The following is a 14,062-nucleotide window of genomic DNA, read 5'->3' as shown; positions in this document are numbered from 1 at the left end:
GCACTACGAACGAATCTTCTTGCGGTTAACCGATCGCTAGTTTTAACGCCGGCGCGGGGCCGGAAGCCTCGCGCTATTTGACGGTTGCGGTTTTTCTTGCAGCTTCATCGTCAAACTCACCCGCTTTAACTTTTCATTCACCTCCAAAACCCGCACTTTCACAACTTGTCCGACTTTCACAACCTGTTTCGGATCGTCCACGAAGCGATCGGCTAATTGAGAAATATGAACCAAACCATCTTGGTGCACTCCCACATCTACAAAGGCTCCAAAGTTAGCTACATTCGTGATGATGCCTTCCAATTCCATCCCAACTAGCAAGTCGGAGATTTCGTTAATTCCGGCTTGGAAAGTAGCATATTTAAACTCGGCGCGCGGGTCTCTTCCGGGTTTTTCGAGTTCGGAAATAATGTCTCGGAGTGTCGGTTCTCCGACTTTCTCGGTGACATATTTCTTGATATCTACTGTCTTGACTTTTGCCGATATTTGTGTTATTTCCGTCAGCGGCAAACTTAAATCTTTGGCGATCGCCTGGACAACAGGATAACTTTCAGGATGAACTGCTGTATTGTCTAACGGGTTTTCGCCGCCGCGAATGCGGAGAAATCCGGCTGCTTGTTCAAAAGCTTTTGGCCCGAGTTTGGGAACTTTCAACAGTTGGCGGCGATTTTTAAAGGCGCCGTTTTCGTTGCGGTAATTGACGATATTTTTGGCAACTGTTGCTGTCATTCCCGACACAAATGTCAGCAGTTCTTTGGAAGCTGTGTTTAAGTCAACTCCGACATAGTTAACGCAGCTTTCGACTGTTTCGTCGAGTTTCTTTTTGAGCAGTTTTTGGTCAACGTCGTGTTGATATTGACCGACTCCGATTGATTTTGGGTCAATTTTGACAAGTTCGGCTAAAGGATCTTGCAAGCGCCTACCGATGCTGACTGCACCCCTGACGGTGATGTCGAGATCGGGAAATTCGGCGATCGCCACATCACTCGCTGAATAAATCGATGCGCCGGATTCGTTCACCATAACTTTAATCGGTTTTTTGTCCATATCTGCCAAAACTTCCGACACAAAGTCATCGGTTTCGCGGGAAGCTGTACCGTTGCCGATCGCGATTAATTCAATTTTATATTTTTCCAGCAAATGCTTGACAATTTTACCAGCTTGTTGTCTCTGACCTGGGGCTTGGTGGGGGAAAATGGCTTGATATTCCAAAAACTGCCCGGTTTCGTCGAGGGCGGAAACTTTGCACCCCGTGCGAAATCCCGGATCTATTGCCAGTGTGGGTTTCATGCCCGCCGGCGCCGACAGCAACAACTCGCGGAGGTTGGTTTCAAAGGTGGTGATGGACTCGATATCAGCCTCGGCTTTGTGGTGCGATCGCACTTCCGTCATCAGCGAAGTCTTCATCAGGCGGTTGAAAGCGTCCTTCAAGGTCGATCGATAAAACTCTTTAACTTCAGGTATCCTAGTTCTAATTTCCTGAGATTCCAAATAAGCCATCACCGCCGATTCATCAAAGGCTAAGTCTAAATCTAAAACCCCCTCCGTTTCCCCGCGAAACAAAGCCAACATATTGTGCGACTGAACATTTCTCGCTGCAATTTGGTAATTGCGGTACATTTCAAATTTCGTAGTTCCTTCCGGGAAATCATCTTTAATTTTCGAGACAAAAACCCCAGTTTTCATCAAGAAATCTCGCAAATAAGCTCGGTACTCAGCTTTTTCAGAAACCGCCTCCGCCAAAATATCCCCAGCACCTTTGACAGCTTCTTCTGTTGTCTTCACGCCCTTTTCTTCCGAAATATATTTAGTGGCTTCCGCTTCGATATCGACTGGTTTCGCCGTCGGCAAATTCAGAGACTTAATAAAAATTGCCAGCGGTTCTAAACCTTTTTCTCTAGCAATCGTCGCCCGCGTCCGCCGCTTGGGTTTGTAAGGCAGATAAAGGTCTTCGAGTTCATTTTTTTGCAAGCACGACTCAATTTTGGCTTGCAATTCGGCCGTAAGTTTGCCCTGGGAGGCGATCGTCTCTAAAATCGACTTTTTGCGGTCTTCAATTTCCGTCAAATAGGTGAAGCGATCGGAAATATCCCGCAACTGAATTTCGTTCAGCAAATCGGTGCGTTCTTTGCGGTAGCGGGCAATAAACGGAATAGTTGCGCCCTCCGCGAAAAGTTCCAGAGCATTGTTGACTTGAGAGAGGTTGATGGAGAGTTCTTGGGCAATCAGTTGAGGAATGTTGAGCATAGTACAGAAGTTCGAGTCAGTCGATTTGAGCTTTTAGATTGGAGATTAACTTCACGGAATAGACGCAGAAAAGGGGAGCATCCAGATTTTATAAAAATGGTTTTTTATAAGTGCGAGAATCCGCTAGCGAGCCGATAATCTGAGAGCATCCAGATTTTATAAAAATCGTTTTCTAGGAGTGCGAGCGTCCCGCTCGCGAGCCTATATATTTAAAGCTCGCGAGCCTATATATTTAAAGGTGTTATTACTCGCCCTAGCAGTATTAAAATAATGTTAGCATAAATGCAGTCATTTCTCAATATTATATGTTTCCTTTTAAATATCCAGTGCCGCAAAGCGATCCGCCGCGATCGCCCAGAGAAACGCTGCCGACAATGTACGATTTACCTAGCGAAGATCCGGAGGAACCTGGTTTGCCAGACGAATTTCACGATTTGCAGCCGCAGTTGTTAACCCTGGCGTTTCGCCCTCCGAATTATCAGGCTTCTGAGATATTTAGCGGCACCGACATGAACCTGTATTATGACGTGCAGCACACTCTGTGGCACAAGCGCCCGGATTGGTTTGGAGTGGTGGGAGTTCCGAGACTTTACAATCAATCCGAACTGCGGATGAGTTACGTCACTTGGCAGGAAGGCGTGAATCCTTTTGTAATTGTGGAACTGCTTTCGCCGGGAACGGAAAAAGAAGATTTAGGTGCAAATATCGATGAGGAAAAGTTGCCAACTCAGCCGAATAATGTGGGTAACGGGCAACTTTTACAGGCTGATACAAATGAGAAACCGCCCAGTAAATGGGAGGTTTACGAGCAGATTTTGCGGGTTCCTGTTTATGCAGTTTTCAGCCGCTATACTAACAGGTTGCGAGTGTTTGCATTGAATGCCGGACACTATCAAGAATTAGAATTATCTGACTCGCGAGTCTGGATTCCGGATCTAGGTTTGGGCTTGGGTTTGTGGCAAGGGGAGTTTCAGGGAATCGATCGCCTGTGGTTGCGCTGGTATGATGTTGATGGCAACTGGATTCTGACTGAAGCGGAACAGCAACGGCAGCGCGCTGATTCAGCGGAATCTAGGGCCGAGTCAGCGGAAGCTCAATTGCAGTCTTTAATTCAGCGGTTGCGGGAATCTGGCATCGATCCCGATCGATTTTTAAACCGTTAGAAAAAACGTATAGCGCTTCTCAGAAAGATAAGGTACGTTGTTGGGCTTCAGCCCTCTTAGAGGTTGAAACCGCCTCTAGACAAACAAAGTCCACCTCCGTTTTTCAACCGTTAGAAAAGACGGCGGTTGAAACCGCGTCTACACAGACAAAGTCCACCTCCGTGGACTGAAGAAAATAACGTATAGCGGTTCTCAGAAAGATGAGGTACGTTGTTGGGCTTCAGCCCTCTTAGCGGTTTCAACCGCCCGATTTTCTTGTTTATTGCTGACACAATTTACCAAGAATAATGGGTTTAAAGCCTCCTCCTTCTATGGGTAATAAAACAAAATTATTCACTGTTTTAATCCTATTCCTTCTAGGTAGAGGTCGATCTAAAACTGTCAACTGTCAACTGTCAACTGTCAACTGTTGAACGTAAATCCTTCCGCATAAGGTGACTGATGCAAATAAGCCTTACCAGCAGAACCGAAAAGTTGCAACTTGCCCGCAATCACCGATCGCATAGCAGCGATCGCCTTTTCCATAACTTCCAACAAATCCGGATCTGACAAAGAATTGCTAGTTTTCAACACCTCCATATAAGCATCGCGAACTTCCGTATTTACATTAAACTTAGACACACCTAATGTAATAGATTGATTAATCATAGATTCCGGCAAACCGCTAGCGCCGTGCAGCACTAACGGCACCGAAACAGAAGCTCGGATTTTTGCCAAACGCGGAAAATCGAGTTTCGGTTCGCTGAAATATTTACCGTGAACGTTGCCAATTGTTACCGCCAAAAAATCCACCTTAGTTGCTGCAATAAACTCTACAGCTTCCACCGGATCGGTCATCTTTGCCGCTTTTTCTTCAATTGTCAAACCGTCCTCCGTGCCGCTAATTCTGCCGATTTCCGCTTCAACTACCGCACCGTTAGCGTGGGATAACTCAGTCATTTCGCGAGTAAAGATTAAGTTTTGTTCGTAAGACAAAGGAGAACCGTCAGCCATGATGGACTTGATACCGGCGGCGAGGGCGAGGTGAATGTCTTTTTCTGAGGTGCTGTGATCTAAGTGTACTGCGATCGGCACTACAGACTTGCGCGCTGCTTCCATGCAAAGCGCGACTAAAGGCGATTTTCCGTATTTGAGAGCGCTGGGATGAAGTTGCAACATCGCAGGACTTTGCAGCGCTTCGGCGGCATCGATGACGGCTTTTACTCCTTCGAGATTGTACACGTTAAAAGCGCCGATCGCGTAAGCATTTCTCCGGGCTGTGTTCAGCAATTCGCTAGTTGAGGCGAGCATAAGTACCTGGCTTAAAAACTTGTCAGTTGTCAGTTGTCATATCATGTCCGGTCGATTACTATAACAAAAAAAGGTTCGTAGTGCGGACTTCAGTCCGCAATATGCTGCGGACTGAAGTCCGCACTACGAACCGATATTATCGCGGTCAATCGACCGGACACGATATCATTAGTCATCAGTCATTAGTCATCAGTCATTAGTTAACTGTCAACTGTCAACTGATTAACGCTATCAACTATTTTTGTGTATTACCAGCGTGCAAACCGCACTCTTTCATCGTCGATTCTTCCCACCACCAACGACCTTCGCGTTCGAGTTGGTTTGGCAATACTGGTTTCGTACAAGGTTCGCAACCAATGCTGACAAAACCGCGTTCGTGCAACTTGTTGTAAGGCACTTCCAAAGCGCGAATATAATCCCAAACCTCTGCCGAAGACCAGTTTGCTAAGGGGTTGAATTTAATTAATTCATGGTCTGGAGTTGAAAAAGCACCGTCAGCTTCAATCACCGGAATACCGTTGCGGGTACTGGGACTTTGGTCTTTGCGCTGACCGGTAATCCAAGCATCAAGAGTATTCAATTTGCGGCGAAGCGGCTTGACTTTCCGCACGCCACAGCATTCTTTGTGGCCGTCTTCATAAAAACTAAACAATCCCTTTTCATCTACTAGGGCTTGTACTTCTGCTGCATCGGGAAACATTACTTCTAATTTAATGCCGTAATGTTTTCTAACTCGCTCCAGAAACTCATAGGTTTCTGAGTGCAACCGTCCCGTGTCTAGGGTGAAAACGCGGAAGTTTTTGGTAATTTTTGATGCCATGTCGATCAGAACTACATCTTCGGCACCGCTGAAAGAGATTGAAATATTGTCAAAATTGTCTAGGGCAAATTTGAGAATTTCTCGCGGTGTTTTTTGACTGTATTCTGCTTCCAGGGCGGCTATGTTGAGATTCTTCTGAGTGGCAACCATATTTTTGCGCGATCGGTGTTCTTTTTTTCTAACTCTTGATTATAGCCGATCGCAGTATCTATCTCACGGATTAATTTTACTGCATCTTGCGACAGTCTTTTCGGCTGTGCGATCGGGATCGAGGATGGCGATCGCCCGTTTGTCGTAATTTCGGTCAAGCCAAAACTCTTATACCGGGGAAAATATCACTATCGCGCCGTCAATGAGCACTGATATCACCTCCGCTCGATCTACCACTATAAAACAGGTTTGTAGTGAGGACTTTAGTCCGCATGAATTTTTGCGGACAGGTTTGTAGTGAGGACTTTAGTCCGCATGAATTTTTGCGGACTAAAGTCCTCACTACAAACTGATTAGTCGCAATCATTATGACAAAGATTCCATTTCTTTCTGCCACTTTTTCAATAAAACTTCCCGCTCTTTTTGTTCCTGAGGTTCCGGGATTCTCAAGCCATTTGTAGAATCATATTTGCCGTAATACTGCGACATTCCCTGAAAAGATTTAGTCCCCTCATTGGGCATGATTTTTTTCTGTTTCAGCCACTTTTCGCAAGAACTTTGCCACATGAAAACGCGATCGTGCACTTCACCGCCTAGTTTTCTGATGCGCTTAACAGACAGTTCTTTTTTGACAAACAACAGCCGATCGCTCTCTTTGGTACGCTTAATCAAGCGAATTTCGGCGCCTGTACCCCGGAAAAACTCGATCGCGCAATAGCCCTCCAACTGAAAAATGCAAACTTCCGTTGGAGGAGCGCCGTCTTCCGGTAAGATATCCACATCAAACGGCAACTGGTAGCCGATCGCGCTCACAGACGACTGCGGCAACAGCAAGCGCACCCGCAGCAGGCGATCAGTATAATTGGCCCAAAAATCCCGGCGCTCCTCCAACTGCTTAATTTCCACATCAGACAGCCGCAGCATCCGCGCCACCAAATCAATTGTTTTCTGGAAATAACTGTAATTTAGTCCGCCAATCCATCGCCTCAGCGACTCTTGGGCGGGAGTCGAAAGTAACTGCAATTTCGGATAATATTCATCTCGCACCCACTCCACCAATTTCGGCCGTTGATTTTTGAGAATATCGCTCGAAATTTTAACTAACAACTCTTCAACTGCTGCAAGTTGCGGCGCTGGTGGCATTTCCTTCAAGCACCTGAGCAGCCATTCTACACCCGACAAATCGGCAACCTGATTTTTGGCAAAAATTCCAGCAAGATGTGGCCCGGCGCGATCGACTACGGGGATACTTGCGGGTAACTGAGCTTTTCCTAATAGTTCTACGGGGGTTTTTAGGTATTGCCAACTCAGTTTTGCTAGCTCGTAATCTGGTAAATCGCGGGTCAGTATTTTAATGATTTGTACTGGCAAAGCATCGGTACCAGTCGCTGTATTAGCAAAGTCGGCAAAGCACTCTACCAAAGCTCGATCGAGGGCGGGAGCATTGCTAGAAACAGGATTTTCTAACTGGTGGCTGTAATGCAGCGCCAAACGCCACAACAACTGCTGTTTCAGGCGCACGTTGTTCTGAGCTACCAGCCAAATAGCTTGAGATACTTCTCTAGTGCGATCGGGATTTTTCAGATCCCATTGAGATTTAGCCCAGAGACAATAAGTCCATTCTAGAGGAGTAATACTGTCAGCTCGATCGCCCTCAATATCTGCTATAATTTCTGCCATCCCTCGCAAAATACCTGCTTTCACTTCGCTAATATTTGGCTTGCTTTTCTGTGCAAAGCTTCCCGCAGTTTTTGTTTTTTCTGGCAGTGGCTGGGTGGGATTTTCCGGTAGTTGAATTTGGCGAAACTGAACGCTCATATTTATAATTTGTTCCTATAAAGTTGCTGCACTAGCCATTATGCAATTTTTGATCGGAAAGAATTGGTTTAAAGCCTCTCCCTGAGTGGGATAAATTCAAAGAAGGCGATCTATCAATCCAATCTTCTTCCTTCCATGTAGAAGTCGCTGTCAACTTTCAACTGTAAGTAAGGTGCGTCGCTCATCGATAGTCGATTTTTATTTGTGATGCTTGGTGGCGAGGCACCCTACAACTGAAAGAGGGCGTGCCCGCACCATCCACGGCCCCTACAACTGTCAACTGCCAACCAACTATTGTAAAGAAATCTCTTGCAAGTGCGCGATCGATCGCAATTGAAAACCCCGTTGATTGGCTCGCCCGCGCGTCATTTCTGTGATTGCAATATTTTACACAATTTTCGATATTAAGGGAAGGTACGACTGGAAAAACGAGCTGGCGTTGGGCGTTATTCTCTCTTTCGGCAGAAGTCAAGCTAGCTTTTCCGTGGCGCAGTAGCCCTGTAAACTCAAAAAAGAAGCACAAAAGTGCGTTAGCGAAGCCCTCGAAGAGGATCGGCTTGGCTGACAATCTCCCTCTCAGGTAGCATAGACTAAATTTGTAAATTGTTATTAAATTTAATTGTGCGCGACAGTAACTTAAAAGTTAAGAGAAGTTGCTAACACTACCTAGTGTAACAATCCTCAATCGCGTAGGAAATTTTACAGTAAATAAAATTAGAAGGTTTGTGATGAGAATTGCCCAAATTGCCCCCCTGTTCGAGCGAGTTCCGCCCCCAGCTTACGGAGGAATTGAACTGGTGGTCAGCCTCTTGACCGAAGAATTAGTCAGAAGGGGACATGAAGTCACCTTATTTGCCTCCGGCGATTCAATTACTTCTGCTACTTTAGAATCAGTTCACCCCAGAGCGCTGCGTCTCGATCCCACCGTTAAAGAATACGGCATTTACGATATGATGCAACTGAGCAAAGTATATGGAAAAGCCGGAGAATTTGATATCATTCATTCCCACGTAGGCTGCACAGCTTTGTCTTACTCGCACTTAGTAAAAACGCCCACAGTTCACACCCTCCACGGCATTTTTACCCCAGACAACGAAAAGATGTTTAGCTTGGCCCGCACTCAGCCCTATCTAAGTATTTCTAACTCTCAGCGGGAAGATAGATTAAATCTCAACTACGTCGCCACAGTTTATAACGGCATCGATCCGGTGACTTACGAATTTCACCCCCAGCCCGAAAATCCTCCTTATTTAGCTTTTCTAGGTCGCATTTCGCCGGAAAAAGGTACTCATTTAGCCATAGAAATTGCTAAGGCTTCCGGTTGGCATTTAAAGATAGCAGGCAAAATTGATACTGTCGATCGCGAATATTTCGAGCAAGAAATTAAGCCGCACATTGACGGCGAGCAAATAGAATATTTAGGCGAAGCTAACCACGCTCAAAAAAGCGTGCTGATGGGCGGTGCAGTCGCCACATTATTTCCGATTACTTGGCGCGAACCTTTCGGGTTAGTCATGATTGAGTCCATGGCAACGGGAACGCCCGTAATTGCCATGAAATTAGGCTCGACTTCCGAAGTTATTGTTCACGAAAAAACTGGTTTTCTGTGCGAAAGCGTGGCAGAATGTATCGCCGCCATCGAACCCGCCCGACAACTCGATCGCAGCGCTTGTCGCCAACACGCGATCGATCGCTTCAGCGTTAAAACAATGGTCGATGGCTATGAAGCAGTTTACCGACAAATTTTAAAAGAGCGATTTTCTCAAAATGGTCACGCGCATCATTTGACAGAATTTGAACTGCGTAGCAGATAGCTGCTTAAACAGTTGACAGTTGACAGTTGACAGTTGACAGCGAAGTGATAAGAACGGAGATTTAAACTCCGTTCTTATCACAATCTGCCGACCTGAGTAAAGGCTTCAAACCCGGCTATTCGGTGAGGACAAATTAAACCCACGGTTGACAAATCCAAAATTTACGCACAATACTCAATTCACGGGTCTTTTTACGAAAATATTCTATTTCTGTGTGACGAATGTTATCGTTTTAGCTGTGGGATGGCAGAAGGAAGAATATCAATCCCGCGTGATTTATTGTAGGGAGACGAGACTGCCGTCTCCGACTTTGCTATAATTTCAATGCAGCCAAAATTGATATCACTTATATTTTCTATTTTAAGAAAAGTTGATTTTATTTTATCAACCTAACTATTAGTTAGCAGGAGGGGATAAAAATGGTAGTATAAGAATAGTGAAGCATTACATTAGGGTGCTTCGCCTCAAAATTTAATGCCAAAAAGTCAAGAGTCAAAAGCTCAAGAAAATTAAACTTTTGAAAGCTGGGAATCCACTTTTTGTAAAAATGACCGATACCTATGAACTAGAAGGAAAAACATTTGTCGCCGCTGCGGAATTACCCGTAACCGAGTGGCCTTGCGCGATCGCCGATCGACCTCAACCAACACTCACCCTCAAAGACGATGATTTATTCCTGATTACTGACACCCTCGGCAACATCTCAGGCTGCTTAGAAGACGACAACGTGTCTAGCTTTGGGTTGTTTTGCCACGACACGCGCTTCCTCAGCCGCCTAGAATTGCAAATAGAAGGGCGATCGCCAATTTTGCTCAGCAGCAACGCCGAAAAAGGCTACCTGCAAACAGTTTTGTGCTCCAATCCCCGCATTGACGAGCGCATCGGCGCCGAAACCATCGGCATCAGGCGAGAAATGGTGCTCAACGGCGGTTTGTTTGAAGAAATAGAAATCACCAACTTCACCACAAAACCAGTCAGCTTTGAAATAAGTCTCAGCTTCAGCTCAGATTTCTTAGACTTATTTGAAGTCCGGGGTTACGGCCGCTCCCAGCGCGGGAAACTCCTGCGCCTGGTGCCCCAAAAAACCGACGGAGCATCCCCCAGCGAATTTGCAGGCAAAGCAGCTTTTCCTGACGCTGCAAACGGCAATAGCCACGGTGAAAATCCGGCAGTAGAAAACCCAAATGTGCCAATTCAAGAATCAGCAAAAAACCCGATCGGCGATCGAGCGATCGCCCCATATCCTTTCTGCGATCTTCAACAAGATTTAACCCTTGCCTACCAAGGTTTAGACGGCTTAGTAATGGAATCTCGGATCGAGTTTTACAACCAGCCACCATCACTGTTTCAGGGGAATACAGCAGTATGGCGCATCTCCCTAAAATCCCACGAAGCAATCAAATTGGGATATCGGCTCAAAATGCTGATCGACGGCAAATCGATCTCCCAAGTTACCACTCCCGTAAACCTAGTTCAAGCCAAAGCAGCGGAACTTTTAGAAGAGCGAGAATGGCTGAGCGAAATTACCCGAATTAAGTCAGATAAAAACACCTTTAATCGACTCCTAAAACGCGCCGAACAAGACATTTATTCCCTACGACAAACCTTTGGCAAAGGCAAAGCAATTTCAGCCGGAGTTCCCTGGTTCTCAACATTATTCGGGCGCGACTCCATCATCGCCGCTGCTCAAATCTTAATTCTCGATCCAACTTTAGCCAGAGAAACCCTAACAACTTTAGCTCACTATCAAGGCAAAAATGACGACGATTGGCGCGACGAAGAACCGGGCAAAATCTTGCACGAAATTCGCATGGGAGAAATGGCTCGCTGTCAGGAAATACCCCACACTCCCTATTACGGAACTGTCGATGCAACGCCGCTGTGGTTGATGCTTTACGCTGAATATTATGCCTGGACTTACGACAGCAAAACTTTAGACCTTTTGTGGCCAAATGCCTTGGCAGCGATGGAATGGATCGATCGCAAATGTGCCGCCACAGGCTACCTCAGCTATTACAAAAAATCCCAGCGCGGCTTAGCAAATCAAGGCTGGAAAGACTCGGGAGATTGCATCGTCAACCGATCGGGTGTCATCGCAGAAGGAGCGATCGCCCTTTGCGAAGTCCAAGCCTACGTTTACGCTGCCAAAACCAGGCTGGCAGAGATTGCCCGCATCAAGAAACGCATCGATTTATGCGATCGCTGGCTAGAAGAAGCAAGAGACCTAAAAACCCGATTCAACCGCGATTTTTGGATCGAAGATTTAGATTATTGCGCCCTAGCATTAGACGGCCAAGGCAAACCTGTAGACAGCATTTCATCAAATCCGGGACACTGTTTGCACCTCGGCATTTTGTCCCGAGAAAAAGCTCGCAGCGTAGCAGAAAGATTGCAAGCCCCAGATATGTTTAGCGGTTGGGGAATTCGCACCCTATCCTCCTTATCTCCCGCCTACAATCCCATCGGCTACCACACAGGCTCCGTCTGGCCCCACGACAACACTTTGACAGCGATGGGATTGCGATCGCTCGGCCGCGTCGAACAAGCCCTAGAAGTAGCTCAAGGCTTATTTGACATGACATTGCTGCAACCCTACGAGCGTCCCCCCGAACTTTTTTGCGGCTACGAGCGCAACAGCGAGAGCGATCGCCCCGTGCAGTATCCTGTAGCTTGCTCGCCCCAAGCTTGGGCAACCGGCAGCATTTTTCAACTCTTGCAAATGATGTTAAATTTAGTTCCCGATGCCCCTAACAACCAACTGCGAATTATCGATCCGGCTTTGCCCGAATCGATTAACAAACTATCTCTAAATAACTTAAAAATTGGCTCAACTTTGCTCGATTTAGAATTTGAGCGCTCCGGTGCGTCCACCGCTTGTCGGGTGATGAAAAAGCGCGGCAATCTGCGAGTAATTATCGAAGCTTAAATGTCGCAAGCAAAGGGAATTAGTAATTACCAATTCCCTTTGTTCGCGACACCGAAGTCACGGAGATAGGGATAGCTTTTTTGTCTTCCAACTTCATCAGACTTCTTCTTTCTGGCTGATTCTCGCTAATTCTGGCTGATTCTTCCTTTTTTCCTGTTTCTGCTTCCTTCTTTTTTCTTCCCTTGGGCAATGTGACCGGCTATATTGTATTTAGAAGTGGATGAATTTATTCGTTAGTGCGGTGAAGTTAAACAGCCGTAGCTTTCGCTGGGTGAAAGCCATCGCGCCAGCAGCTTCTGAATCCTCAATAGTCCGCCGTCAACGGCAAAAAAGTGTGAAATTATGTCAAAAATTTTAGTAGTGGACGATGTTCCCAGCGAACTAGAAATCATCTGTCGCATTCTGCAAGATGCCGGAATGCAGGTGTTCCGGGCTGGTGACGGCGAAGAAGCGATCGCCCTGATCCGAGAAGTGCCGCCGGATCTCGTGGTTTTAGACGTAGTGATGCCGCGAATGAACGGATTTGAAGTGATCAGAGAATTGCGGGGCGATCGCGCCACTGCACACTTACCAGTAGTATTTTGTACTCATAAAAACACTGATATCGATAAAGCTTGGGGAACCGATTTAGGCGCCGATGCTTACGTCAGCAAACCATTTGAGCCTCAGCAACTCGTCAACATCGTGCAGCGACTGCTTTGGGCATAAACAAAATATATAGCGCTTCTCAGAAAGATAAGGTATGTTGTTGGGCTTTAGCCCTCTAAAGATTTGTTATATAGCAAGGTATGCGCCTAACAACTCCATTTACAGTCATACCTCATCTATCCGATCGAGGCTATATAGCCCTTCTCCTAATAGTGAGGGAATTGATAATCGTCATTGACCTCACTCACACTCTTTTGTGCTATATCAAGTGTTCAGTAGCTTTTACAAAATATCATAGCAAGAAACCCCGTTTTTTTCAACAAACAGGGTTTCTAAATTTCTTAAAAGTGCTACATATAATCAGAGAAATCTTTCCTGTTGCCCAGCCCGCTATTTATTTAACCATTTGATGTGGCAAAACCGCTCCTGAAAAACTTTCCGGGCGATCGGCTTTCCTGGCAAAGCAAAATCCTAATTTGCTAAGATACACTATAAACAAAAAATCAGCAATGAAAACAACTGCTACCCAGGCGGCGGGGAATCAGACAACTGGAACAAAGCAATTTCTCCTTTTCGGTCAAGGAGGCAGTCTCTTTGGCGTAGAGTTAGAAGCAGTGCGGGAAGTTCTTTCCCTCAACGAACAACCGATTTCCCCGGTTCCCAACACCCTGCCATTTTTGTTGGGATTAACCAACTTGCGGGGCGAAATCCTAGCAGCAGCAGACTTCGGACGGTTTGCTGGGCTCGATCCGGTTGACACCCACCACCCAAGCAGCCGCATCTTAGTGGTGGAAGCGCCCGATCCGCGAGATGTGAGATTGTCGAAAATGCGGATGGGCTTGGCTGTCTCCCGTGTCGAAGGAGTTTTGTCTCTAAATCCCGATCGCACTGTCTCAGCAGTAGATGTCAGTCCCGACTTGGCTCCCTTCTTAAAAGGTTTGTACAATTCCGAAGGACGCTTACTCATGATAGTGGATGTCGAGGCGATCGCCCATTCCGAACGCTGGTAATTAAACAGTTGACAGTTGACAGTTGACAGTTGACAGTTGGCAGTTGACAGTTGGCAGTTGGCAGTTGACAGTTGGCAGTTGACAGTTGACAGTTGACAGTTGACAGTGAGGTTTTTAGGCAGTTGACAATTGACAAAGGAAGAATATGGAGTCAATCTAAAATCTAAAATCTAAAA

At 46.2% G+C, this 14,062-nt stretch carries 12 protein-coding genes; 6 read left to right on the top strand and 6 right to left on the bottom strand.

Features of this window, described 5'->3' with window-relative positions; translation table 11 throughout:
* Positions 1 to 42: 42 nt before the first annotated feature.
* Positions 43 to 2,247 (bottom strand): Tex family protein, encoded by a 2,205-nt coding sequence (locus QZW82_RS00690; protein ID WP_293142890.1) that lies wholly within the window; start codon positions 2,245 to 2,247, stop codon positions 43 to 45.
* Between the two features lie 305 nt (positions 2,248 to 2,552).
* Here QZW82_RS00690 and QZW82_RS00685 point away from each other — a divergent pair, with 305 nt between their 5' ends.
* Complete coding sequence (locus QZW82_RS00685) at positions 2,553 to 3,410, top strand: Uma2 family endonuclease (RefSeq protein WP_293142887.1); 858 nt, start codon at positions 2,553 to 2,555, stop codon at positions 3,408 to 3,410.
* A 402-nt stretch (positions 3,411 to 3,812) separates the two neighbouring features.
* On the opposite strand, the gene QZW82_RS00680 is transcribed toward QZW82_RS00685, so the two are convergent.
* The 4 genes from QZW82_RS00680 to QZW82_RS00665 all read right to left on the bottom strand — a co-directional run bounded on the left by QZW82_RS00680 (position 3,813) and on the right by QZW82_RS00665 (position 7,488).
* The gene (locus QZW82_RS00680; RefSeq protein ID WP_293142884.1) at positions 3,813 to 4,700 is read right to left on the bottom strand and encodes a class II fructose-bisphosphate aldolase; all 888 of its coding nucleotides are present in this window, start codon (positions 4,698 to 4,700) and stop codon (positions 3,813 to 3,815) included.
* 235 nt (positions 4,701 to 4,935) lie between these two features.
* Positions 4,936 to 5,670: a phosphoadenylyl-sulfate reductase gene (locus tag QZW82_RS00675; RefSeq protein WP_293142881.1), complete on the bottom strand. Its 735-nt coding sequence runs from the start codon at positions 5,668 to 5,670 to the stop codon at positions 4,936 to 4,938.
* Positions 5,640 to 5,828, bottom strand: a complete 189-nt coding sequence (locus QZW82_RS00670; protein WP_293142878.1) for a hypothetical protein — start codon at positions 5,826 to 5,828, stop codon at positions 5,640 to 5,642. Before QZW82_RS00670 ends, QZW82_RS00675 begins: the two co-directional genes overlap by 31 nt.
* Before the next feature lie 208 nt (positions 5,829 to 6,036).
* The gene (locus QZW82_RS00665) at positions 6,037 to 7,488 is read right to left on the bottom strand and encodes an EH signature domain-containing protein (RefSeq protein ID WP_293142875.1); all 1,452 of its coding nucleotides are present in this window, start codon (positions 7,486 to 7,488) and stop codon (positions 6,037 to 6,039) included.
* Positions 7,489 to 8,216: 728 nt separating this feature from the next.
* Here QZW82_RS00665 and QZW82_RS00660 point away from each other — a divergent pair.
* The 5 genes from QZW82_RS00660 (at position 8,217) to QZW82_RS00640 (ending at position 13,886) form a co-directional block, all read left to right on the top strand.
* Positions 8,217 to 9,302, top strand: coding sequence for a glycosyltransferase family 4 protein (locus QZW82_RS00660; protein ID WP_293142872.1), 1,086 nt, complete (start codon positions 8,217 to 8,219; stop codon positions 9,300 to 9,302).
* A gap of 547 nt (positions 9,303 to 9,849) precedes the next feature.
* Complete coding sequence (locus QZW82_RS00655; protein ID WP_293142869.1) at positions 9,850 to 12,228, top strand: amylo-alpha-1,6-glucosidase; 2,379 nt, start codon at positions 9,850 to 9,852, stop codon at positions 12,226 to 12,228.
* 220 nt (positions 12,229 to 12,448) lie between these two features.
* Positions 12,449 to 12,586, top strand: a complete 138-nt coding sequence (locus QZW82_RS00650) for a hypothetical protein (RefSeq protein ID WP_293142866.1) — start codon at positions 12,449 to 12,451, stop codon at positions 12,584 to 12,586.
* Positions 12,571 to 12,936, top strand: a complete 366-nt coding sequence (locus QZW82_RS00645) for a response regulator (RefSeq protein WP_293142863.1) — start codon at positions 12,571 to 12,573, stop codon at positions 12,934 to 12,936. The genes QZW82_RS00650 and QZW82_RS00645 overlap by 16 nt, the downstream gene beginning before the upstream one ends.
* Before the next feature lie 449 nt (positions 12,937 to 13,385).
* Complete coding sequence (locus QZW82_RS00640; RefSeq protein WP_293142860.1) at positions 13,386 to 13,886, top strand: chemotaxis protein CheW; 501 nt, start codon at positions 13,386 to 13,388, stop codon at positions 13,884 to 13,886.
* Here the strand turns inward: QZW82_RS00640 and QZW82_RS00635 are convergent.
* Positions 13,840 to 14,022: a hypothetical protein gene (locus QZW82_RS00635; RefSeq protein ID WP_293142855.1), complete on the bottom strand. Its 183-nt coding sequence runs from the start codon at positions 14,020 to 14,022 to the stop codon at positions 13,840 to 13,842. The two genes, QZW82_RS00640 and QZW82_RS00635, sit on opposite strands and share 47 nt — an antisense overlap.
* Positions 14,023 to 14,062: the final 40 nt, after the last annotated feature.

Source organism: Microcoleus sp. bin48.metabat.b7b8b9.023 (assembly GCF_013299185.1).
Lineage (GTDB): Bacteria > Cyanobacteriota > Cyanobacteriia > Cyanobacteriales > Microcoleaceae > Microcoleus.
The sequence above is the reverse complement of the archived record's forward strand: the minus strand, read 5'-3'. Positions and strand labels throughout refer to the sequence as shown.

Bases quoted from the DNA above. Each gene is read 5' to 3' on its own strand.
- QZW82_RS00680 (WP_293142884.1), bottom strand. From the start codon at position 4,700: ATGCTCGCCTCAACTAGCGAATTGCTGAACACAGCCCGGAGAAATGCT.
- QZW82_RS00650 (WP_293142866.1), top strand. From the start codon at position 12,449: ATGAATTTATTCGTTAGTGCGGTGAAGTTAAACAGCCGTAGCTTTCGC.
- QZW82_RS00660 (WP_293142872.1), top strand. From the start codon at position 8,217: ATGAGAATTGCCCAAATTGCCCCCCTGTTCGAGCGAGTTCCGCCCCCA.
- QZW82_RS00685 (WP_293142887.1), top strand. From the start codon at position 2,553: ATGTTTCCTTTTAAATATCCAGTGCCGCAAAGCGATCCGCCGCGATCG.
- QZW82_RS00655 (WP_293142869.1), top strand. From the start codon at position 9,850: ATGACCGATACCTATGAACTAGAAGGAAAAACATTTGTCGCCGCTGCG.
- QZW82_RS00665 (WP_293142875.1), bottom strand. From the start codon at position 7,488: ATGAGCGTTCAGTTTCGCCAAATTCAACTACCGGAAAATCCCACCCAG.
- QZW82_RS00645 (WP_293142863.1), top strand. From the start codon at position 12,571: ATGTCAAAAATTTTAGTAGTGGACGATGTTCCCAGCGAACTAGAAATC.
- QZW82_RS00640 (WP_293142860.1), top strand. From the start codon at position 13,386: ATGAAAACAACTGCTACCCAGGCGGCGGGGAATCAGACAACTGGAACA.
- QZW82_RS00675 (WP_293142881.1), bottom strand. From the start codon at position 5,670: ATGGTTGCCACTCAGAAGAATCTCAACATAGCCGCCCTGGAAGCAGAA.
- QZW82_RS00690 (WP_293142890.1), bottom strand. From the start codon at position 2,247: ATGCTCAACATTCCTCAACTGATTGCCCAAGAACTCTCCATCAACCTC.